General features: G+C 69.6%; 17 protein-coding genes and 1 tRNA gene. 8 read left to right on the top strand and 10 right to left on the bottom strand.

Going from position 1 to position 22,940, the window contains the following annotated elements:
- The 3 genes from VNR91_RS11945 to VNR91_RS11935 all read right to left on the bottom strand — a co-directional run.
- On the bottom strand, positions 1 to 1,325 hold a 1,325-nt coding region (locus VNR91_RS11945; RefSeq protein WP_325490998.1), incomplete at its 3' end, for an efflux transporter outer membrane subunit.
- A gap of 5 nt (positions 1,326 to 1,330) precedes the next feature.
- Positions 1,331 to 4,525, bottom strand: coding sequence for an efflux RND transporter permease subunit (locus VNR91_RS11940; protein WP_325490997.1), 3,195 nt, complete (start codon positions 4,523 to 4,525; stop codon positions 1,331 to 1,333).
- A 6-nt stretch (positions 4,526 to 4,531) separates the two neighbouring features.
- Entirely contained in the window at positions 4,532 to 5,701 is a 1,170-nt protein-coding gene (locus VNR91_RS11935; protein ID WP_325490996.1) for an efflux RND transporter periplasmic adaptor subunit, read from the bottom strand.
- Between the two features lie 104 nt (positions 5,702 to 5,805).
- On the opposite strand from VNR91_RS11935, the gene VNR91_RS11930 reads away from it, so the two are divergent.
- Complete coding sequence (locus VNR91_RS11930; RefSeq protein ID WP_325490995.1) at positions 5,806 to 6,450, top strand: TetR/AcrR family transcriptional regulator; 645 nt, start codon at positions 5,806 to 5,808, stop codon at positions 6,448 to 6,450.
- A 51-nt stretch (positions 6,451 to 6,501) separates the two neighbouring features.
- Here the strand turns inward: VNR91_RS11930 and VNR91_RS11925 are convergent, their stop codons facing one another.
- From VNR91_RS11925 to VNR91_RS11910, 4 genes are all read right to left on the bottom strand, one after another.
- Positions 6,502 to 8,250, bottom strand: coding sequence for a M20/M25/M40 family metallo-hydrolase (locus VNR91_RS11925; RefSeq protein WP_325490994.1), 1,749 nt, complete (start codon positions 8,248 to 8,250; stop codon positions 6,502 to 6,504).
- Positions 8,251 to 8,412: 162 nt separating this feature from the next.
- On the bottom strand, positions 8,413 to 8,871 hold the full coding sequence (locus VNR91_RS11920) for a hypothetical protein (protein WP_325490993.1): 459 nt from the start codon (positions 8,869 to 8,871) through the stop codon (positions 8,413 to 8,415).
- Complete coding sequence (locus VNR91_RS11915) at positions 8,871 to 9,464, bottom strand: hypothetical protein (protein WP_325490992.1); 594 nt, start codon at positions 9,462 to 9,464, stop codon at positions 8,871 to 8,873. Before VNR91_RS11915 ends, VNR91_RS11920 begins: the two co-directional genes overlap by 1 nt.
- Positions 9,465 to 9,586: 122 nt before the next feature.
- Positions 9,587 to 10,372 (bottom strand): response regulator transcription factor, encoded by a 786-nt coding sequence (locus tag VNR91_RS11910; protein ID WP_325490991.1) that lies wholly within the window; start codon positions 10,370 to 10,372, stop codon positions 9,587 to 9,589.
- 11 nt (positions 10,373 to 10,383) lie between these two features.
- Here VNR91_RS11910 and VNR91_RS11905 point away from each other — a divergent pair, with 11 nt between their 5' ends.
- Positions 10,384 to 12,579: a sensor histidine kinase gene (locus tag VNR91_RS11905; RefSeq protein WP_325490990.1), complete on the top strand. Its 2,196-nt coding sequence runs from the start codon at positions 10,384 to 10,386 to the stop codon at positions 12,577 to 12,579.
- 105 nt (positions 12,580 to 12,684) lie between these two features.
- Positions 12,685 to 14,691 (top strand): TonB-dependent receptor, encoded by a 2,007-nt coding sequence (locus VNR91_RS11900; protein ID WP_325490989.1) that lies wholly within the window; start codon positions 12,685 to 12,687, stop codon positions 14,689 to 14,691.
- 10 nt (positions 14,692 to 14,701) lie between these two features.
- Here VNR91_RS11900 and murI read toward each other — a convergent pair whose 3' ends face one another.
- On the bottom strand, positions 14,702 to 15,499 hold the full coding sequence (gene murI / locus VNR91_RS11895; protein WP_325490999.1) for a glutamate racemase: 798 nt from the start codon (positions 15,497 to 15,499) through the stop codon (positions 14,702 to 14,704).
- A 96-nt stretch (positions 15,500 to 15,595) separates the two neighbouring features.
- On the opposite strand from murI, the gene plsY reads away from it, so the two are divergent.
- The 3 genes from plsY to VNR91_RS11880 all read left to right on the top strand — a co-directional run bounded on the left by plsY (position 15,596) and on the right by VNR91_RS11880 (position 19,800).
- Positions 15,596 to 16,246, top strand: a complete 651-nt coding sequence (plsY, locus tag VNR91_RS11890) for a glycerol-3-phosphate 1-O-acyltransferase PlsY (protein WP_325490988.1) — start codon at positions 15,596 to 15,598, stop codon at positions 16,244 to 16,246.
- Positions 16,239 to 17,315, top strand: coding sequence for a DNA-processing protein DprA (gene dprA, locus VNR91_RS11885; protein WP_325490987.1), 1,077 nt, complete (start codon positions 16,239 to 16,241; stop codon positions 17,313 to 17,315). The genes plsY and dprA overlap by 8 nt, the downstream gene beginning before the upstream one ends.
- Positions 17,316 to 17,448: 133 nt before the next feature.
- Positions 17,449 to 19,800 (top strand): CRISPR-associated endonuclease Cas3'', encoded by a 2,352-nt coding sequence (locus VNR91_RS11880; protein WP_325490986.1) that lies wholly within the window; start codon positions 17,449 to 17,451, stop codon positions 19,798 to 19,800.
- 333 nt (positions 19,801 to 20,133) lie between these two features.
- Here the strand turns inward: VNR91_RS11880 and VNR91_RS11875 are convergent, their stop codons facing one another.
- On the bottom strand, positions 20,134 to 20,595 hold the full coding sequence (locus tag VNR91_RS11875) for a helix-turn-helix domain-containing protein (RefSeq protein WP_325490985.1): 462 nt from the start codon (positions 20,593 to 20,595) through the stop codon (positions 20,134 to 20,136).
- 41 nt (positions 20,596 to 20,636) lie between these two features.
- On the opposite strand from VNR91_RS11875, the gene VNR91_RS11870 reads away from it, so the two are divergent.
- Together VNR91_RS11870 and VNR91_RS11865 are read left to right on the top strand one after the other, a co-directional pair.
- Complete coding sequence (locus VNR91_RS11870; RefSeq protein ID WP_414712410.1) at positions 20,637 to 21,734, top strand: branched-chain amino acid aminotransferase; 1,098 nt, start codon at positions 20,637 to 20,639, stop codon at positions 21,732 to 21,734.
- A gap of 46 nt (positions 21,735 to 21,780) precedes the next feature.
- Positions 21,781 to 21,855, top strand: a tRNA-Gln gene (locus tag VNR91_RS11865).
- A gap of 76 nt (positions 21,856 to 21,931) precedes the next feature.
- On the opposite strand, the gene VNR91_RS11860 is transcribed toward VNR91_RS11865, so the two are convergent.
- Positions 21,932 to 22,813 carry a class I SAM-dependent methyltransferase gene (locus VNR91_RS11860; RefSeq protein ID WP_325490983.1) on the bottom strand — a complete coding sequence of 294 codons (882 nt, stop codon included), beginning with the start codon at positions 22,811 to 22,813 and terminating at the stop codon, positions 21,932 to 21,934.
- Positions 22,814 to 22,940: the final 127 nt, after the last annotated feature.

The following is a 22,940-nucleotide window of genomic DNA, read 5'->3' as shown; positions in this document are numbered from 1 at the left end:
AGCTGCTGCTGCGCGGCATAGGCGGTACGCTGGGCGTCGAGCGCGGTGAGGAACGAATCGACCCCGGCGCGGAACCGCGCATCCGACAGCCGCGCCGCCACCGTCGCCGCATCCGCGCGCGCGGTCTGGGCGGCGACCTGTTCACCGATCCGGCCGCGCTGCGCCAGCGCATCCGCCACTTCGCGGAAGGCGGTCTGCACGGTCTTTTCATAGGTGGCGACCGCCGCCTGCTGCGATGCCCTGGCATAGGCGAGGTTGCCCGCGCGCCGACCACCGTCGAAGATCGGCAGCGACGCCGCCGGCGACGCCGAATAGGTGAAGCTGCCGCTGCCGAACAGGCCCGACAGGCCGGTACTGATCGTCCCGATCAACCCGGTCAGCGAGATCGTCGGGAAAAAGGCGGCACGCGCCGCGCCGATATTGGCATTCTCCGCGATCAGCTGATGCTCGGCGCGCAGCACGTCGGGCCGGCGCAGCAGCACCTCCGACGACAGATCGGACGGCAGCGCATCGCGCGTCACCGGCTCGGTGCCCAGACTGTCGGGCAGCATCGCATCGGGCACGGTGGTGCCGGCGAGCAGGTTAAGCGCGTTGTGATCCTGCGCGACGCGGGTTTCCAGCGCGGCGATGTCGTTGCGCGCGGCCTGATAGTTGGTCTCGGCCTGACGGACCTCCAGCTCCGATCCGACGCCGATGCGGAACTGCTCGCGCGTCAGGTTGAGCGTCTGCTCGAACGTCTTCAGCGTCTCTCGCGACAGGCTGAGCTGCTCTCGGTCGGACGCCAGGGTCAGCCAGCTGGTCGCGATCTCCGCGATCAGACTGATCCGGGCCGATCGCTGCGCCTCTTCGCTGGCGAACGCCTGTTCCTGCGCCGCGCGGGTCAGGTTGCGGACGCGGCCGAACAGGTCGACCTCATAGGCCGACAGGCCGGCGGTGACCGAATAGCTCTCGATATCGCCGCCACCCGGCGCCCCGGTGGCGCTGTTGGTGTAGGTGCCGCTGGCCCCGACCGTCGCGGTCGGGAACAAATCGGCGCGCTGGGTGCGCAGCAGCGCCCGCGCCTGAAGCACGTTGGCCGCCGCGACGCGCAGGTCGCGATTGTTCTCCAGCCCGGTCGCGATCACCTGTTGCAGGCGCGGATCGAGGAAGAACTCGCGCCACCCGATCGCGGTGATATCGCGGGCGTCGGTCGCCGCCGGCGGATACACTCCGCCTTCGGGCAGCGTCGCGGGGGCGGCGCCTTCCGGGCGGACATAGGCGGGCGCGAAATTGCAGCCGGCCAGCGTGGTCGCGCCGATCAGCAGCGCGAAGAGGGGCTTCTTCATCGTATTCAGGCTCCGTGCGGCGCGCTGGCGCCCGCGGAAGGGGGAAGGCGATCGGGGCCGGTGGTCGACGCCGGCGCATCGGACGGATCCTCATGGCCGTGCCGGAACATCCGGCTGACCACCACGAAGAACATCGGCACGAAGAAGATCGCCAGGACGGTGGCGGAGAACATGCCGCCCACCACCGCGCGGCCGATCGCGTTCTGGCCGCCGGCGCCCGCGCCGGTGGAGATCGCCAGCGGCATCACGCCAAAGATGAACGCAAGGCTGGTCATCAGGATCGGACGCAGCCGCAGCCGCGCCGCCTCCACCGCTGCCTCGAACCGGTTCATCCCGTCGCGCACCCGTTCCTCCGCGAATTCGACGATCAGGATCGCGTTCTTCGCCGAAACGCCGATCGTCGTGATCAGGCCGACCTGGAGGTAGATGTCGTTGTTGAGCCCGGTGATCCACGCGGCCAGCAGCGCGCCGATCACGCCGAGCGGCACCACGAGGATGACCGCGATCGGCACCGACCAGCTTTCGTACAGCGCGGCGAGGCACAGGAACACGATCAGCAGCGACAGCGCGTAGAGCGCCGGCGCCTGCCCGCCGGACAACTGCTCCTCATAGGACAGGCCGGTCCATTCCAGCCCCGTGCCGGGCGGCAGCTTGCCCTGGATTTCGGACATCGCCGCCATCGCGGTGCCGGAGCTGACGCCGGGCGCGGGCGCGCCCTGAATCTGCATCGCCGGCTGGCCGTTGTAGCGGGTGAGCTGCACCGGCGCCTTTATCCAGTTGATCGTGGCGAACGCCGAAAAGGGCGCCATCGCGCCATTGGCGCCACGCACGTAGAAGTTGGCGAAATCCTCTGGCGACTGGCGATAGGGCTCGTCCGCCTGCAGGTAGACGCGCTTGACCCGGCCGCGATCGATGAAGTCGTTGACATAGGCGCCGCCCCACGCGCTCGAAATCGCGCTGTTGATCGACGCGAGATCGAGCCCGAGCGCGCCCGCCTTGTCCTGATCGATGTCGATCTTCAGCTGAGGGGCGTCGTCAAGGCTGAGCGGCCGCACCTGCGACACGCGCTGTTCCTGCATCGCCATGCCCAGCATCATGTTGCGCTTTTGCAGGAGCTGATCATGGCCGGCGTTGGCGCGGTCGACCAGCCACAGATCGAAACCGGTGGCGTTGCCCAGTTCCTGCACCGCGGGGGGCACCAGCGCAAAGATCATCGCGTCCTTGTACTGGGAAAACGGCCCCATCGCCCGGCCGGCGATCGCCTGCGCCTTGTTTTCCGCGCCCTTGCGGTCGGCCCACGGCTTCAGCTTGATGAACGCCAGGCCGGCGTTCTGCCCCTGCCCGGCGAACGAGAAGCCGCTGATCGTGAACACGCCTTCGACATTGGCCTTGTCGGCCATGAAGTGATCGCGGACCACGCTGAGCGCGCGTTCGGTGCGCGGCAGAGTCGCGCCCGCCGGCCCCTGGGTCATCGCGATCAGCGTGCCCTGGTCTTCGTCGGGCAGGAACCCGGTCGGCAGGCGCAGGAACACAAAGGCGAGACCGCCGATGATCAGCAGGTACACCAGCGCCGAACGCCCCCAGCCCCGTGTCACCCGGCGGACACCGCCCTGATACCGGTCCGTGCCGCGATCGAAGCGATCGTTGAACCAGCGGAAGAACCGCGCCAGCGGGCCGTTGCTTTCGTGCTTCGACGGATCGTGCGGCTTGAGGATGGTGGCGCACAGCGCAGGCGTCAGGATCAGCGCGACCATCACCGACAGCACCATCGCCGAGACGATCGTGATCGAGAACTGGCGATAGATCACACCGGTCGACCCACCAAAGAACGCCATCGGCAGGAACACCGCCGACAGCACCAGGCCGATCCCGATCAGCGCGCCGCTGATCTCATCCATCGATTTGCGCGCCGCCTCCTTGGGCGACAGCCCTTCGGTCTGGATCAGCCGCTCGACGTTCTCGACCACGACGATGGCATCGTCGACCAGCAGGCCGATCGCCAGCACCATGCCGAACAGCGTCAGCGTGTTGATCGAGTAACCGGCGACCGCCATCACCCCAAAGGTGCCGAGCAGCACCACCGGCACGGCGATGGTCGGGATCAGCGTCGCGCGCCAGTTCTGCAGGAACAGGAACATGACGAGGAACACCAGCACCACCGCCTCGATCAGCGTGTGGATGACCTGTTCGACCGACAGCCGCACGAACGGCGTACTGTCATAGGGATAGATGACCTTGACGTCGGCGGGAAAGGTCTGGGCGATATCTGCGACCGCCGCCTTGACCGCGTCGACCGTGGTCAGCGCGTTCGCGCCTGCGGCCAGCCGCACGCCGAAGCCCGACGCCGGATGACCATTGTATTTGGTGTCGAACCCATAGATTTCCGCGCCCAGCTCGACCCGCGCGACGTCGCGCAGCCGCACGACGGCGCCGTCGGTGGTGCTGCGCAGCCGGATGTTGCCGAACTGATCGGGCGTCTGGAGCCGCGACTGGACCGACACCGTCGCGTTCAGCTCCTGATCCTTCGAAGCCGGGAGCGCACCGATCTGGCCAGCCGAAACCTGCGCGTTCTGCGCCTGGATCGCGGCGGTCACGTCGGCGATCGCCAGACCGTAGTTCTGCATCTTGATCGGATCGATCCAGACGCGCATCGCATATTGCGCGCCGAAGACCATCAGCTCACCGACACCGTTGACCCGGCTGATCGGGTCCTGAAGCCGCGAGACGACCATGTCGGACAGATCGTTCGCGCTGTGCGAGCCGTCTTCCGAATAGAGGCCGACGATCAACAGAAAATTGGCGGCGGACTTGGCCACCTGAACGCCCTGCCGCTGCACTTCCTGCGGCAGCAGCGGGGTCGCCGCCTGGACCTTGTTCTGCACCTGCACCTGGGCGATGTCGGCGTTGGTGCCCTGTTCGAAGGTGATGGTGATCGTCACCGTGCCCGCCGACGACGACGAGGACGAGAAATAGCGCAGGTTGTCGATGCCGCGCAGCTGCTGCTCGATCACCTGGGTGGTGGTGCGCTCGACCGTTTCGGCGTCGGCACCGGGATAGTTGGCGGTGACAGTCACGCTGGGCGGCGCGATCTCCGGGAACTGCGCGATTGGCAGCGACCGGATGGCAAGCGCGCCGGCCAGCATCAGGATGATGGCGATGACCCATGCGAAGATGGGCCGGTCGATGAAATAGCGGGCCATCGCGGCTTACTTCGCCTGCGCCGCGGGTTGCTGCTGGGCGGGCGCGCCCTCCTGCGGGGCCTGATACGGCTTGCCCTTCACCGGCGTGCCGGGCTGCAGGTTCTGGGCGCCCTCCACCACCAGCTTGTCGCCCGGCTTGAGCCCGGCGGTGACCAGCCAGTCGCGGCCAACCGTGCGCGGCGCGGTCAGGCTGCGCTGTTCCAGCTTGCCGTCGGCGCCGATCACCAGCGCGGTCGGACCGCCCTTTTCATCGCGCGACACCGCGCGCTGCGAAACCAGGATGCCGCGCGACTTGGTGCCTTCCACCATTTCGGCGCGGGCGAACATCCCCGGCAGCAACAGGCCGCCGGGATTGGGGAACACCGCGCGGATCACCTGGCTGCCGGTCGTCGGATCGACTGTCACGTCCGTGAACTTCAGCGTCCCTTCCTGCGGGTAGCTGGACCCGTTCTCCAGCTTCAGCCGCACACGGGCGCCCCCGCTGGCGCGGGTCAGCTCCCCGCCCATCATCTGCTGGCGCAGGCTCAGCACGTCGCTGCTCGACTGCTGGATATCGACAAAGATCGGATCGAGCCGCTGGATCGTCGCCAGCGCCGCCGCCTGCGAGGCGGAAACCAGCGCCCCAGTGGTGAAAGCCGAACGGCCGATCCGGCCCGAGATCGGCGCGCGGATCGTGGTGCGGCCCAGATCGATTTCCGCGGCGCGCAGCGCGGCCTGCTGCGCGGCGACATCGGCACGGGCCTGTTGCGCGCTGGCCAACGCGTTTTCGGTATCCTGGCGCGAAATCGCGTTGATGCGGACCAGTTCGCCATAGCGGCGGGCCAGCGCCTCGCTGGCGGCGATGCCGGCGCGCGCGCGGGCGAGCGCGGCGCGCGCACTGGCGACCTGCGCCTGATAGGGGGCGGGATCGATGCGATAGAGCGCCTGCCCCGCGCGGACCATGTCGCCCTCCTCGAACAGCCGCGCCTGGATGATGCCGTTGACCTGCGGGCGCACGTCGGACGATTCATACGCGCTGGTCCGCCCGGGCAATTCGGTGCTCAGCGTGACCGGCTCCTCACGGACGGTGACGTAGCTGACTTCAGGCGGGCCGGCCGGCGGCTGTTGCTGCTGCGAACCGCTGCCGCAGGCGCTGAGGATCACCGCCAGGGTCAGCGCTGTCGTAATTTTTTTCATGCAATCACCGGCCGCTTGTATATGTGTGAGTGATCGTTCACTCACACTTTCGGCGGGGCGTATATGAACCGACGCCCGGATTGGCAATAGGAGAGCAGGCAGAAATGGAGACGGGGACGCCGTTACCACCACCCAACCGGACTCAGGCCCGCCGCACCCACCTTGTCACCACCGCGCGCGCGTTGTTCATCGAAAACGGGTTCCACAGGACCGGCATGGCGCAGATCGCCGCCGCATCGGGCATCAAGGTCGGGCAGATCTATCGCGATTTCCGCAGCAAGGACGATCTGATCGTCGACATCTGCGAGCGCGACCTGGCGGCATGGCTGGACGAGGAGGTGCTCGATCGCGCCGTCGAAGCGGGCGACATGCCGGCGGTGCGCGGCTGGATCGACCGGCTGTTGCTGAGCGACAAGCCCGCCGATGACGGCCAGCTGATGCTGGAGATCATGGCCGAAACCGGCCGGAACGACCGAATCGCCGGGCTGAACCAGTCGTGCGAGGAGCGGATTCGCCGCAACCTGTCGACCGCGCTGAACGCCATCGACCCGCGCGAAAGCCGCGCCGTGGAACATGACACGCTGATCGATTTCATCATGGCGGTCGGCGTCGGGATGATGATGCGGCGCGCGCTCAATCCCGACATGAACGTCGAGCGGCTCGATCGCTATATCCTGGACATCGTCAACCAGCGGATCGACCAGGCCGTGCCATCGCCCGCCGAGGCGGCGCCGCGCGAATATGCATGAGGGAAACCGGCCCCGCGCGCCGCAAGTGACACGCGGGGCCGGCAGGGTCGGTTACTCGCGGTCCTGCCCGGTCCCGCGGGTGCCGGGGCGCAGCCGCACCGGTTCGGGCGAGACGGCGCCGCGCTGCGGCATCGCGTCGGCCTGGAAGCGCGACAGCGCGGTGTCGCTGTTGGCCAGCGCATAGACCAGCACCGCGACCTCGATCGCCGCCTTGCGCAGATCGGGCTCGTACAGCTTCTCATAGGTGTCGAAGTTGGTGTGGTGGGTATAGGCGCCGTAGCCGAACGGATCCTGCATCAGCCCGATCGCCGGCAGCCCGGCGACCGCGAACGAGCCATTGTCCGACCCGCCGAGCGTGCGCGAGTTCGACGCGATCGCGCCGGCGAAGCCCCAGTCCTTGAACCCGGCCATCGTCGCCCCGACGAACGCCGCGGCATCCGCCGGCCCGAACACCGATGCGCCACGCGGAATGCCGGTGCCCGAATCGAGGTTCACATAGGCGGTGAGCTTGGCGAAATCGGCCTTGGGCGCCTCGACGCTGCCGAAATGCTGCGCGACATAGGCCTGCGAGCCGAAGATCCCCTGCTCCTCGCCCGACCACAATCCGACCCGGACGGTGCGCCGCATCGGCAGCCCGCTCGCCTTCAGCAGGCGGATCGCCTCCATCATCACCGCCGATCCGGCGCCGTTGTCGGTGGCGCCGGTGCCGGCGGCCCAGCTGTCATAATGCCCGCCGAGCATCACCACCTCGTCCGCCTTGTCGCTTCCGGGAAGCTCGGCCAGGACATTGTGGTTGGTGCGCCCTTCGGGGTGGTAGCTGTTCTGCACGTTCAGCCGCATCCGCACCGCCGTGCCGTCCTCCAGCACGCGCGCCATCCGCCCATAATCGGCGTTGGCGATCATCACCGCCGGCACCTGACGCACCTCGCCATAGCTGCTGACGCTCTGCACGCGCAGCCCTTCCTGCGGCTCGCCGCTGTCGAGGATGCGTGCCGCCGCGCCATTATCGAGCAGGAACTGGGCGACGATGGCGTCGATCTCGTCGGCCGACAGCTGACCGGGGGGCAAGGGCGCGGGCGCCTCGGTCGGGCGCCGGCCGGGGCGGTTGCCCGACGCGAACGCCGCCATGTCCGCATCGCTGCGCCGCAGCGTCGTCGGCGTGAAGTCGCGGGCGGGAGTGGCGGCGCGGCCGACCAGCACCGCGGCGCCGCGCACCTTGGCCTTCATCGTGTCGAGATAGGCGTCCAGTTCAGCGCGGGTCGGCATCTTTCGCGCGGCCGGCGCCTCGGGCTTGGCGGTCCAGCTTGCCGGATCGGGCGAGGCGGCGGCGGCGCGCACCGTCACCGGCCCCAGCCCCGGCGGCAGCAGCAGTACGGCGTTGGCGTTGACCAGCCCCGCCGTCGACGGGCTCCACGGCAGCGCACGGGCGTTGATCGGCGCCTGGTACGGCCCGACCACGCTCGCCTCGACCAGCTGATTGCTCCAGCCCTGATGACCGAAATCCCAGGTTTCGAGATGGACGTTCTGGAGGCCCCAGCCCTTCATCGTCCGCACCGCCCAATCCTGCGCCGCGCGCAACTGGGGCGACGCGGTCAGGCGCGGACCGTGGACGTCGGTGATCTGATGCAGCAACGCCATGATCTGGGAATCGCTGGCGTCCTTCGCCTCAAGCCGGGCGCGAACCTCCGCCGGGGTCAGCGGCGCCTGCGCCGCCTGTTGCGCCTGGGCAGGCACGACCGCCCCACTCGCGATGCCACAGGCCGACAGCAATGCGGCCGTGGCCAGAAAACGATGCTTCAAGATCCATTCCCCCAACTCCCGGACCGGCCCAACCCGTTCCGTGCGATGCTAGGCGATTTGGCAGGCAAAGCGGCGCCCCGCAAGTCGCACGCCGATCGTTTCTGGCCAGGATCGGGCATGAATCCGCCCCAGCCAGAATCGCGCTGTGGCAGGGGCCGCTGTTCAGATCTCTTCCTTCAACCGGGCGACCATCATCGTCTGGACGCCGTTCAGCGACCCTTCGACGTCGCGCGCCCACATGTCGCGATCGACCCGGATGTCGTATTTGCGGAGTTTCGAGGTGCCCCCGCCCATCAGCGCGCCCAACGCGTTGCCGACCGCCTCCGACCGCTTGTAGCCGGCGGTGCGCGCGTCGGTCATCGCGGTGATCGCGTCGGTATCGATCATCAACGGCGCGCGCACTTCGAAGCGCATCCGGTTCTGCATGTCGGTCACGCCCGGCTTCGCCTTTGGCGTCATCAGCCACAATTGAGTCGCGATCGGGCGGATCGCGATCGCCGCTTTCGCCTTCGTGCGCGCGGTGCTGCGCAGCATCCGCAGCGGCACCTTGTTGTTGTTCGCCAGTTCGGCGAAATCGACGACCGCGCGAAAGCCGAGCACGGCGGCGCCGCTTTCGTCCATCAGGCCTGTTCCCTGGGCGGCAGCATCGCGGTGCCGAACCCGCCGAACGATCCGGCCCCGGTATAGGCGATGTCCTGCGTCGGCAGGAAATAGAAGTTCATGCCGCGCGGCGCGAAGAACAGCGAGTTGACCCCGCGATGGCCGTCGATCTTGCTGCCGCTCGGCTTGCCGCCGTCCTGGAGTTTCGCGAAATTGGTGTAGTTGCGCGCTGCATCCGTGGACACGACCTCGATCCCGGCGGCGGTCAGGTCGGCGACCAGCCGGCGATAGAGGCGGTCGGTGATCGCCTGCATCTGATCGGCGCCGGGGCCGTCGAGCCGGACCATCATCTTGGACGATGCCTTGCCGGCGCTGGCGCTGGTGTCGCTGTCGATCACGAACTGGACTTGGAAGAACGGGATGACGACCTTGCGCACCCCCTTGGCCGAACCGGGCTTGTTGACCCAGATCAGCGATGCGGCGTCCCCAGCGTGATCGGCCTCCGGCGCGAAGCTCACCGGCTTGGCGACCTTCGGATATTGCTCCGCATGCGCCGTGGTCCCGCTGGCCAGCAGCGCGGACAGCAACAGGATCGTGGTGGCTTTCGGCTTCATGACGTCCCCCCTTGGAATAGGGGGGCGGTCTACCCGTGGCGGCGGCCAGCCGCCTCCCCCGGAACAGGGGGGCCGGGGGCGCGACCGGGGCCGGGGCCGGAGCCGGGGCCGGATCGGGCCTGTCAGACCAGCCCGCGCCGCACCGCCTCCACCGCCGCCTCCGCCCGCGTACCGATATCGAGCTTGCGATAGATGGTCTTGAGGTAGCCGGACACCGTCGATTCGCTCAGTCCCAGCGCACCGGCCGCTTCCGCCACCTTCAGCCCGCGTCCGATCAGGCGCAGGACATCGGTTTCGCGCGCGGTGAGCTGGGGCGCGGCGGGCTGGCCGGTCATGAAGGTGGCATGGCTGCGGAAATGCGCCAGGATGCGCTGCGCCATCGCCGGCGATATCGGACTTTCGCCACGCTCCATGCCGCGAAGCCGGCGCACGAGATCGTCCGGCTCGTGATCCTTGAGCAGATAGCCGTGCGCGCCCGCCGCCATCGCCGCCATCAGGTGATCGTCGCTATCGAACAACGTCGCCACCACCGGCCGCGATCCCGGCAGCGCGGCCAGCATATCGCGGATGAAATCGACGCCCGACCCGTCGGGCAGGCCCAGGTCGACCAGCGCGAGGACGGCGTCGCCCGATCGCTCCCCCGCCGCCCTTTGCGCCGCCAGCCAGCGCCGCGCCTCCGCCAGCGTGGCGGCGCTTGCCAGCGCGGCGCCGGGAAAGGCCCGGCCGGCCAATCCGGTCAGCCATGCGCGCGTCCCGGGCACATCCTCGACGATCAGGACGGTGCGGGTCTGCCGGTGGTCGGAAATCGCCTGTCTCCCCGCCCCGGTGCATAGCCGCCCGCGGCGCGCGCACCACCCCCGAAACAGGGGCCCCGGATAGGCGTGGACAAAATACGGCGCCCCGGCCACAGAGTCCGCCGATGGGGGCAATGGCGGTCGAGGGCGACGACAGGCCGATCGGGCGACCGCAACGTCGGCTGCTCGAGCTGTCGCTGCTGTCGCTGCTCGCGATCGTCATCGCGCTGATCACCACGCTGCACCTGCCGATCGCCGACATCAAGGTCGAGCGGTACGACAACGCCCGCATCATCCTGACGACCGGCGACGAAAAGGTCGTGCTGCCGCGCGAGACGCCGCTGCGCCTGATCCGCGCGGACGGCGTGGCGCTGCCGTTGCGCATCGACGCGCTGATCGACGGGATCGGCGCCAGAGGCGACCGCGCGGCGAAACGGGCCTGGTGGAGCCAGCGCGGAGCGATCGCGGCGGCGCTGCATTCGGGCCCGGTCGCGCTGCGCTTCGCCGATGGCCGGCGCGCCACCGCCACGATCCGCCCGCGCCGGCTGAGCGACCTGACCGGCGGATTCTGGGCGGCGCTCGCCACCGGATTCGCCGCGCTGCTGTGCGGGACGTGGGTGCTGGTCCTGCGGCCGCGCAACAGCGCCGCGCGAACCTTCGCGGTGATGAGCCTGGGGCTGTTCGGGGTCGGCTGTACCCTGGCGGCCGGCCACGACCCGCTGCTGCTGGGGGAGCATTATCGCTGGCTGATGCTGCTCAATCACGCCTGCGCGCTGGCGTTCGCCGCCGCGATCCTGATCCTGTTCTGCCGGTTTCCGACGCCGATCCTTGGCGCTGGATGGACTCGCGCGATCGGCCTGGGTTGTGCGCTGGTCGTCGGTTCCGACGCCCTCGATCTGTCGGGCGACGCGATCCAGACGCTGTTCGCGGCGATCGCCGTCGCCTTCGCGCTGTTCGTGCTGCTGCTGGCCGCTCAGGCATGGGCGGTGCGCGACAATCCGGTTGGCGCGGCGGCGATGCGGCTGATCGGATTTTCCGCGATCCTGTCGTCCGCGCTGTTCGTCGGGGCGGTGATCCTGCCGATGCTGATCGCCGGCGCGCCGCTGGTCAGCGAAGCGATCGCACTGCCGCTGCTGTTGATCATCTATGGCGGTCTGGGCGCGGCGATCGCCCGCACCCGGCTATTCTCCGTCGACGGATGGGCGTTCGGCCTGCTGCTGTCGGTCTGCGCGGCGATCGCGGTGACCGCCGCGGACGTCGCCATTCTGGCGACGGCCGCTGGATCGCGCGATGCGGTGCTGCCGTTCGCGATCGCCGCTGTGTGCCTGATCTACCTGCCGCTGCGCCTGGCGATCTCTCGACAGGCCGCGCGCCGCCGCGACGCCACCGCGCGGCTGAGCCTGGGGCTGGGTGGCGAGATCGCCTTCGCGCGCGATTCCGAATCGCGCACGGTGCGGTGGCGCAACGGGCTGATGGCGATCTTCGAAGCGCTGGAGGCCAACGCCGACCCCGCGCCCGCCGATCGCCCGCTGATCGCCGAGGACGGCATCTCCCTGCGGCTGCCGCCGGTCGACGACATGCCGGGCATCGTCCTGCGCTATGCGCAGCGCGGCGCCCGCAATTTCGACGCGATCGACCTCGACCAGGCGCGCGCGTTGATCGACGCGGTGAGCGCGCTGAGCGCCGCCCGCGACGCCTATATGCGCGGCGTGGCAAGGGAACGCGCGCGCATCACCCAGGATCTGCACGACGACGTCAGCGCCCGCCTGTTGACCAGCCTCCACCGCCAGGACGCGGAGCTGATGCGCAAGGACGTGCGCGAGGCGATGGCCGACATCCGCGCCATCGTCGCCGGGACCGCCGAAGGCTGGCGCCCGCTGGAGGACGTATTGGCCGACATGCGGTTCGAGACGATGAACCGGCTGGAGACACATGATATCGCGCTCGACTGGCCGGTGACCTCCACCGCCGGCGAGCCGATCGACCAGGCGACGGCGCGGCACCTGATCTCGATCCTGCGCGAACTTGTCAGCAATGTCGTGCGCCACGCCCGCGCGACGCGGGTGTCGGTGGCGATCACGGTCGATGCGTCGCGGCTGCACCTGCGCATCACCGACGACGGCGTCGGCATCGCAGAGGGCAGCGATTGGGGGAACGGCCTGTCGAACAGCGCCCGGCGCATCGCCTGGCTGGACGGACGCTTCCATATCAGGCGCGGCGACACCGGAACGACGGCATCGCTGGACGTCGGATTGCACCGCGCTCCCCCGGCCGGGACCGGTGACGCCGCGACTGCACGGGAGCGAGAGCATGGCAAATGAGCCGGCCCGGCGCTCGATCGCCCGGGCGAACGGCGGCGCCGGGCGGTCGGCTGGAGGTCGGTGAGCGCGGCGACATCGCCCTGCACATCGGCTAAGGCCCTGGTCATGTCCCGTCCCGCCGCGCGCCTGTTGTTGCTCACCTCGATCGCATGGCCCGTCGTCGCCCAGGCGCAAGCCACGGCGGCGCCGGACGACGACATCATCGTGCTGGGCACCGGGCTGAGCCTGCCGCCGGGGACGCCGGCCTATGGCGCGACCACGATCGATCGTGAGCGGCTGACCAACGATGCGTCGGGACGGGTCGAAGGCGTGCTGGCCGACGTCGCCGGCTTCCAGCAGTTCCGCCGGGCGGACAGCCGCTCGGCCAATCCGTCCGCGCAGGGGGCGACGCTCCGCGCGCTGGGCGGCAACGCCTCCAGCCGGACGCTGATCCTGCTCGACGGCGTGCCGGTCGCCGATCCGTTCTTTGGCTATATCCCGTTCAACGCGCTGGTCCCCGATCGGCTCGCGGCGGTGCGGGTGACGCGCGGCGGCGGGTCCGGTCCGTTCGGCGCGGGCGCGGTCGCCGGAACGATCGAACTGGTCAGCGCCGGCCCGCGCGACCTGCCGCCGTTCGATGCCGAGGCGCTCTACGGCAGCCGCAACGCGCAGAGCCTGTCCGCCAGCGTGTCACCCGATTTGGGCGGCGGCTTCGCGACCGTGTCGGGCCGGTTCGAGCGCGGCGACGGGTTCCAGACCACGCCCGACAACCAGCGCGTCGCCGCGACGGTGCCGGCGCGCTATCGCGACTGGTCGGCATCGGTACGCGGGGTCGCGCCGATCGGCGGCGACACCGAATTGCAGTTCCACGCGCTGCTGTTTGGCGACAACCGGACGCTGCGGTTTCGCGGCGCCGATTCGCAGTCGCAGGGCGAGGACGCCAGCCTGCGCCTGGTTCATCACGGTGACTGGCAGGTCGACGCGCTCGCCTATGTCCAGGCGCGCAATTTCGCCAACAAGGTGATCAGTTCGTCCAGCTTCAAGCTGACGCTGGATCAGCGCAACACGCCCGCGACCGGGATCGGCGGCAAGATCGAGGTCCGCCCGCCGGTGGGGCGCGATCACGTGCTGCGCATCGGCGGCGACCTCCGCCTGGCCGACGGGGAATTGTTCGAGGACGCCTATGCCGCCACCGGCGCGGTCACCGCGCGCCGCAACGCCGGCGGCCATTCGAGCGTCGCGGGGGCGTTCGTCGAGGACGACTGGACGATCGGCCGGCTGGTGCTGACCGGCGGGGCGCGGCTCGATCGCTGGACACTGACCGACGGCTTCTTCCACGAGCGCAGCGGCGCCGGCATCGCGACCAGCACCCTCGCCTTTCCCGATCGGTCGGGCACCGAATTCACCGGGCGCGCCGGTGCCCTCTATCGCCCCACCGCCGCCGTCGCGCTGCGCGCCGCCGCCTACACCGGCTTTCGCGTGCCGACGCTCAACGAGCTCTACCGACCGTTCACCGTGTTTCCGGTCACCACCCGCGCCAACGCCAACCTCCAGCCCGAACGGCTGCGCGGCGTGGAGGCCGGGATCGACCTGACCCCCGCCACCGGGCTGACGCTGTCGGGCACCGCCTTCTACAACCGGCTGGGCAATGCTGTCGCCAACGTCACGATCGCCACCAACCTGCGCGAGCGCCAGAACGTCGACTCCGTCGAGGCCAAGGGGGTCGAGGCCAATCTGGCGTGGCGGCGCGGCGCGATGATCGTGACCGCGTCCTATGCCTATTCGGACAGCAGGGTACGCGCGCCCGGCAACGCGTTTGACGGACTGATGCCGGCGCAGAGCCCGCGCCACGCCGCCAGCGGCACCATCGCCTGGGCGCCACGATCCGGCCCGATGCTGTCCGCCACGGTCCGCCACGTCGGCGATCAGTATGAGGACGACCTTCAGGCCGACAGGCTGCCCGCCGCCACAACCGTCGACCTGTTCGGAAAGCTGCCGATCGCACGCGGGTTCAGCGTGGTCGCCCGGGCGGAGAACCTGTTCGACGTCGCGGTGGTGACCCGCAACCAGGCCGGATCGATCGACCTGGGCACGCCCCGGACGCTCTGGCTGGGCATCCGTCTTGGAGGATAGAGCGCGGCTCCTATAGCTCGACCAGCTGGTCGAGGCCGTGCGCGGCCAGTGCCGGCGCCAATCGCCGCGCGCGATCGTCGAGGCGTGTGAACACCGCGATTCCCGGCGCCGGAGACTGCGGCCACGACTGGCCATTGGTCAGCTGTGCGATGCGGCGGGCGATGCCGGGGCCGCCGTCGACGAACGCGATCGGGCGCGGCGCGGCAGCGGCGAGTTCGGCGGCGACCAGCGGGAAGTGCGTGCACGCGTTGACGATCACGTCGATCCGGTCGCCCCCCGGCCGGCTGAGCAGCCCGTCGAGCACGGCGGCATAGTCGGCGCTGGTCGTCGCCTCGCCGCGCAATTTCGCCTCAGCCAGTTCGACCAGCCGCGCTGAACCATGGCGCACCACCGCGCAATCGGCGGCGAAGCGCGCGGCGAGATCGTCGACATAGGGCTGGCGGACGGTGGCGTCGGTGCCGAGCACGCCGATCGCGCGCGTCGCGCTCATCGCGGCGGCGGGCTTGATCGCCGGGACCGTGCCGACGATCGGCACGTCGAGCGCCGCGCGCACCGCCGCCAGCGCGATCGTCGACGCGGTGTTGCACGCGATCACGATCAATCGCGGGTCATGGCGTTCCGCCAGCCGCCCGAGCAGCGCGGGGACGCGACCGGCGATCTCCGCCTCGCTGCGCGTGCCGTAGGGGAAACCCGCCGAATCGGCGACATAGACCAGCGGCGCCTGCGGCAGCAGCGCGCGCGCCGGCGCCAGCACCGACAGCCCGCCGATCCCGGAATCGAAGAACAGGATCGGCCGCGCGTCGCCCATCATCGCGACTTTGCGCAGCGGCCGGCGAACGTCAAATCGTCCAAGCGATTGTTGCGCGACCGGCACCGCCATCCTATTGTGGTTGCAGGGGGAAATTTGAGCGCCGAGATCATCTGGATACCGCCCACGGGCGCACTGCTGCTCGGCTATCTGCTGGGCTCGATCCCGTTCGGGGTGATCCTGACCCGGCTGGCCGGCGCGGGCGATCTGCGCCAGATCGGATCGGGCAACATCGGCGCGACCAACGTGCTGCGTACCGGCCGCAAGGGGCTGGCCGCCGCCACGCTGCTGCTCGATGCGCTGAAGGGCTTCGCGGCGGTGCTGATCGCCGCGCTGTTGTTTCCCGGCAACGCGCTGCTCGCCGCCGCCGCCGCGTTCATCGGCCACTGCTATCCGGCCTGGCTGGGGTTCAAGGGCGGCAAGGGCGTGGCGACGCTGATGGGCATCGTGCTGGCGCTGCATTGGCCCTATGGGCTGATCTATGCCGTGGTGTGGCTGGGGCTGCTCGCGGCGTTGCGCATCTCCTCTGTCGCGGGGATGACGGCGGCGGTGAGCGCGCCGGTCGCGGCGGCGATCTGCGGACGCTATGACGACGTGCTGCTGCTGATCCCGCTCGCGCTGATCGTGCTGTGGAAGCACCGCGAGAACATCGAGCGCCTGCTGGCCGGGACCGAGCCGCGCGTCGGCGGCGGCAAGCGCGCCGACGTCGACGGGGGCGCGGACGGGGGCGGCGCCGACGGTGGCTGATCCGGCGGCGCGGCTCCGGCTGATCCGCACGGCGGGCATCGGCCCGGTCACCTATCGTCACCTGCTCGCCCGGTTCGGCAGCGCGGAAGCCGCGATCGAGGCGCTGCCGACGCTGGCGCGGCGTGGCGGCGGCCAGGCCCCGCCGCTGGCCGATCCGCGCGTGGTGGCGCGGGAGATGGCGACGGTGGAGCGGCTGGGCGCCTCCTATTGGTTCGTCGACGATCCCGATTATCCGCCGCTGCTCGGCCAGCTGGAGAATGCGCCCCCCGCGCTGATCGTGCGCGGCGACCGCGCTCTGGCGCGGCGCACGGTGATCGCCGTGGTCGGCGCGCGCAACGCCTCCGCCGCCGCGTGCCGCTTCGCGCGCGGGCTCGCCGTCGATCTGGGCGCGGCGGGTGCGGTGGTGGTGTCGGGGCTGGCGCGCGGCATCGACACCGCCGCGCACCAGGCGAGCCTGTCCACCGGCACGATCGGCGTGATCGCCAGCGGCATCGACATCACCTTTCCGCCCGAGAACGCCGAGCTTCAGGAGACGGTGGCCCAGACCGGGCTGCTGCTGGCCGAACAGCCTCCTGGAGCAGAACCGCTCGCGCGCCATTTCCCGTCGCGCAACCGTATCATCGCCGGGCTGGCGCTGGGTACGGTGGTGGTGGAAGCAGCGCCCAAATCTGGTTCGCTGATTACCGCACGAATCGCCAATGAGGTTGGTCGCGAAGTGATGGCGGTGCCCGGTTCGCCGCTCGACCCGCGCGCGCAGGGCTGCAACCTGCTGATCCGCGAGGGCGCGACGCTGGTGCAGAGCGCCGACGACATATTGGAAGCGGTCCGCCCGATCGATCCGCGCGCGGTGCGGGCACCCGTGCCGCGTTTCGATGCCGGCGCGCCCGCCGATCCCGACGACCGTGCGCGCGACGCGGTCCTCACGCTGCTGGGCCCGGTGGCGGTGTCGGTCGATGAGGTCATCCGCCAGTCCGGACTGATGCCGGCGGCGGTACAGACGGTATTGCTCGAACTCGAACTGGCGGGGCGGCTGGAACGCCATGCCGGTGGTCGCGTGAGCCGGCGCTAGCCCCAACGGCGGCGCAGAACCGACGCGCCTTCCCCTGCGCCGATCGCGATGGCGCGTTTCAGCGCGCGGTTCCGCCGCGTTTCCGATCCCGCCGACGAACGGGTATCAGTGCGAGTCGGGGGGAGGACGCGGGATGGAGATCTTCGCGCATTCGGTCGACGGAAAATCCGAACAGGATTGGGAACCGCTGTCGCATCACCTGTCGGCGACCGGAACGCACGCCGCGCGGCTGGCCGAGCCGTTCGGTTGCTCGACCATCGCGCTGGCGATGGGGCTGCTCCACGATATCGGCAAGTGCGCGCCCGCCTATCAACTCTACATCCGCAAGCCGCGCGACGCGGGCGGGCCGAAAGGTCCCGATCACAGCACCGCCGGCGCGAAAGCGGCGGTCACCGTCTATGGCAAGCGGCTGGGCCGGTTGATGGCGTTCGGGATCGCCGGGCACCACGCCGGGCTGATGGATGGCACGGGCGGTGAATCGGGCAATCTCGATGCGCGCCTGGCGAAAACGGTCGACGGCTGTGACGGCTGGGGTGAGCACGTCGCCGGCTTGCCCACGCCTCAGGAATTGACCGAAGCCACCGCAGCGCCAAGGCCGAACGCCATCGATCCCGCCTTTTCGGCAAGTTTCCTCGTCCGCATGGCGTTCTCCTGCCTGGTCGACGCCGACTGCCAGGAGACCGAAGCCTTTTACGCCGGCTCGCGCGGCGAGGCCCCGCCAGCGCGGGGCGGCGTGCTGGAACCCCGGCACCACGAGATCGTGCGCGCGCACATGGCGCGCCACCGCCGCGACGACACCCCGGTCAACCGCCTGCGTTCGGCCGTCCTCGACCACGCCACCGCCAAGGCGGTGCTGCCCCCCGGCCTGTTCACCCTCACCGTGCCGACCGGCGGGGGCAAGACGCTGACATCGCTGAGTTTCGCGATGGACCATGCGCTGGCGCACGACCTGCGCCGGATTGTCTACGTCATTCCGTTCACCTCGATCATCGAACAGACCGCGCAGGTGTTTCGCGAACAGGTCGGGCTGGGCGATGCCGTGCTCGAGCATCATTCCAGTTTCGACTGGGACCGGCACGCACCCGCCAGCGGCAACGACCGCGAGGACGAGGGGCCGTCCGGACTCGCCAAGCTGCGTCGCGACGCCGAGAACTGGGACGCGCCGATCGTCGTGACCACCGCCGTGCAGTTCTTCGAAAGCCTGTTCGCGGCGCGCACGGGCAAGGCGCGCAAGCTGCACAATCTGGCGAAAAGCGTCATCATCCTCGATGAGGCGCAGTCGATCCCGATCCATCTGCTGCGCCCGTGCATGGCGGCGATCGACGAGTTGGCGCGCAACTATGGCGCGACGGTGATCCTGTGCACCGCCACCCAGCCGGCGCTGCGCACGCAGGACGAGGCCCTGCCCCGGACCATCAAGGGCGCCGCGGAGGGGCTGGACATTCCCGAAGAACGTGAACTGGCGCCCGACCCGCGCGGGCTTTACCGGCAGCTCCGGCGCGTCAAGATCGAATGGCTGCGCGATCCCGTCCCCGACGCGGCGATCGCCGCGCGCTTCGCCGAACAGCCGCAGATGCTGTGCATCGTCAACAGCCGCGCCCACGCCCGCGACCTGTTCGACGCGATCCGCGACCAGCCCGGTGCCGTCCACCTGACGACGTTGATGTGTGCGCGGCACCGCCGATCCGTCCTTGCCAGGGCGCGCGCGGATCTGGACGCGGGCCGCCCGGTGCGGCTGGTCGCCACCAGCCTGATCGAAGCCGGGGTGGACATCAGCTTTCCGGAGGTCTGGCGCGCGGCGACCGGCCTTTCCAGCATCGCGCAGGCGGCGGGCCGGTGCAACCGCAGCGGTGAACTCGGCGATCTGGGCGCGGCGCTCGGCCGGGCGGTGGTGTTCGAGCCGGCGGCGGTCGACGGGCGCAAGCCGATCCCCGACATGATCCTGCCCTTTTATCAGGCCGCGAAGAACGTGCTGCGCGGCGGGGGCGAAGACGTGCTCGCGCTCGATGCGGTGCGCGAATATTATCGATGGCTCTACTGGGCGGCGGACTATGCCGCGCTCGACAAGGCGACCTTGCCCGGCGGCGTGCCCTTCCCGATCATGCCGGCGATCCGCAATACCGCGCGCGGCCTCGGTTTTCCCTTCGCGCGCATCGCCACCGCCTTTCGCATGATCGACGAGACGATGGACCCGGTGATCGTGCCGTGGGATGCGGAGGCGACCAACGCGATCGCCGCGATCGGCAGCGCCGACCTACCAGCCGGGGCGCTGCGCCGGTTGCAGCGCAAGTTGCAGCAATATGTCGTGCCGATCCCGGCAAAGGCCCGCGCGGCGATGCTGGGCACCGGCGCGGCACAGGCGATCCGGTCCGACCACTATGGCGATCGCTTCGTCGTGCTGGAAAGCCGGTCGCTCTACGATAGCGCCGTGGGCCTGCGCCTGGACGATCCGACATGGCGATCGGCAGAGAGCAACGTCATGTGAGAGTTGTGAAGTCATCTTGACCCTTCCTAAGTAAGGGAAGGGGGATATTTTTAAGAAGGGGGTTGAATTCTTTGGTTCGACCGGTCACCATCCGCAAATGACTATTCGCGCGATCTGGCACAGTCCGAACGCCGGAGGCTTCACGCTCGTCGGTGAGATTGCCGCGATAATCGAGGAGCCGTCATAGGGATGTCGCCTCCCGCGCGGAGGCGTGGATCGAAATCTAAGTAAGGGTGGGGGGATGGCGGTGAATGGCCCCGGTCTCGCCCAATGGCGGGATCGGGTGCCGCCGGAGATTGACTGACCCTCCCCCGTGAACTGGCCGACGGCGGATTACAATTTCCCCCGGTCGCGGGCCGGCACCAGCCCTTCCAGCACCCCCCAGAAGCCGCCGACCGCCTCCTGCCCCGCATGGCTGTACGCCTGCGCCATGCGGGCATTGAGCGCGTCGAACAGCCGGCCTTCGATCGCCACGCCCTCGGGTGTCAGCCGCAGCAGCCGCTGGCGGCGGTCGCGGTCGCCGGGACGGCTTTCGACCAGCCCGCGCGCACTCAACTCGGTCAGCACCCGGCCCAGCGATTGCTTGGTGATCGCCAGCAGCCCGAGCAGCTCGCCGATGCTCAGATTGGGCCGCCGCGCGATGAAATACAGCGCGCGCTGGTGCGCCCGGCCCAGGCCGTGCTCGTTCAGCGCGGCGTCGATCGATCGGGTGAGCTGGCCATAGCCGAAGAACAGCAGCTCGATCCCGCGTCGGATCTCGGGCTCGGTCAGGAACAGCGGGGACGCGGTCAGCATGTTGACCGCATCTGGCACCCATCCTAGTCCGCTGGCAACCGATGGAGTTGCCAGTGACCAGCCTTTTTGCGTTTGAACCGACCGCCAATCCCATCGACGCGAACGAGCGCGTCGCGCGGCTTGCCGATCCGGGGTTCGGGCGGGTGTTCACCGATCATATGGCGGTGGCGCGCTGGTCGAGCGACAAGGGCTGGCACGACGCGAAGATCGTCGCGCGCGCGCCGGTCAGCGTCGATCCGGCCACCGCCGTGCTCCATTACGCGCAGGAGATTTTCGAGGGGCTGAAGGCCTATCGCACCGGCGACGGCGGCATCACGCTGTTCCGGCCCGACGCCAACGCCGCGCGGTTCCGCCGTTCGGCACAGCGCATGGCGATGGCCGACCTGCCCGAGGAATTGTTCGTCGCCTCGTGCCGCGAACTGGTCGCGATCGAGCGCGACTGGATCCCGGAAGGGGATGAGGGCGCGCTCTATCTGCGCCCGTTCATGATCGCGACCGAGGTGTTCCTGGGCGTGAAGCCCTCCGCCGAATATCTCTACTGCGTCCTCGCCTCCTCGGTCGGTGCCTATTGGAAGGGCGGGGTCAAGGCGATCTCGCTGTGGGTCAGCCACGATTACACGCGCGCCGCCCCCGGCGGCACGGGCGAGGCCAAGTGCGGCGGCAACTACGCCACCAGCCTGGTCGCGCAGGCCGAGGCGATCCGGCGCGGGCACGACCAGGTGGTGTTCCTCGACGCGGTCGAGCGCCGCTATGTCGAGGAACTGGGGGGCATGAACATCTTCTTCGTGTTCTCCGACGGCAGCCTGGTGACGCCGCCGCTGACCGGCACCATCCTGCCCGGCATCACCCGCGCGTCGATCATCCAGCTCGCCCGCGACGAGGGGTTGACCGTGCGCGAGGAACCCTATGCGATCGAGGATTGGCGCGCCGACGCGGCCAGCGGCAAGCTGGTCGAGGCGTTCGCGTGCGGCACCGCGGCGGTGGTCACGCCGATCGGCAAGTTCGCCGGGCCCGACTATGACGTGACGATCGGCAGCGGCGGCACCGGCCAGACCACGGCACGCATTCTGCGCCGCCTGTCCGACATCCAGCGCGGCCGCGCCCCCGACGCGCACGGCTGGCTCGATCGCATCGCTTGAGGCTTTCCCTGAACGGCCGGACCCTCTAAGGGGCCTGCCTTCGCGTTGGGGCGTCGCCAAGTGGTAAGGCACCGGTTTTTGGTACCGGCATTCGCAGGTTCGAATCCTGCCGCCCCAGCCAGTTTCTGGCTAACATCAGGACCGGGCGCGAAATCGTCGCCGTTTCGGCGCCCCCGGACGTTGGCGCGGACCGGGTCCTAGCGCGACCAGCGCGCGAAGATCGCCGTCGGCAGCACCAGGCCGCGCGCTTCCTCGCGCACGCCCAGTTCGCCGCATTCTACCGTGCCCGGCAGGTCGGCGAAGGTCTGCGCCACCAGCTCGCCGATCGCCAGCGCCGACATCCGCACCGCATAGACGGTCAGGAACAGGAACCGCGACCGCTCGTCGAGCAGTCGGCGGCAATCGGCGATCAGGCCGGGCAGTCCCTCCTCCAGCTTCCAGGTCTCCCCGGTCGGGCCGCGCCCGAATTTCGGCGGATCGAGCAGGATGCCATCGTAGCGCCGTTCGCGCCGCACCTCGCGCGCGGTGAACTTGGTGGCGTCCTCGACCAGCCAGCGCACCGGTTTGTCCGCCATGCCCGACAGCGCGGCATTGGCGCGCGCCTGCTCGACCGATTTCTTTGAGGCGTCGACATGCACCATCCGCGCGCCGGCGGCGGCCAGCGCCAGCGTGCCGACGCCGGTATAGCCGAACAGGTTGAGGCATTCGGGGGGATCGGCGGCCGCGTCCGTGCCGGCGAGCTTGCCGCGCATCCAGTCCCACACCGGCGCCATGTCGGGGAAGAAGCCGAGGTGGCGGAACGGCGTGTTCTGCGCGGTGAAGCGCACGTCGTTCCACTTGAGCGGCCACCCCTCCACCGGCACCTGCTGATCGAACCGCCAACGTCCGCCGCCATCCTCGTCGGCGCCGGGGACGAACTCGCCATGCGCGCTCCAGTCGGGCGACGCGGGCGCCCACATCGCCTGGGGCTCGGGGCGGATGAAGCGATAGCGGCCGTAGCGTTCGAGCTTGCGGCCGTGCCCGGAGTCGACCAGGCCATAGTCCGCCCACGGCTCGCCGACGAGGGTGACGAGGCTCACGCCCCCGTCCTCACGGACGCGCCACCGCTCGCTCGGCGATATAGCCGCTGATCGCGTCGAACGTCGCGGGGAGTACCGCGAATCGCTCCTCGCGTTCGAACAGGTCGCCGACGCGGCCGGGCAGCGA

It is taken from the genome of Sphingomonas sp., from assembly GCF_035555815.1.
Classification (GTDB): Bacteria; Pseudomonadota; Alphaproteobacteria; order Sphingomonadales; family Sphingomonadaceae; genus Sphingomonas.
This window is presented reverse-complemented; position numbering and strand designations above follow the sequence as displayed.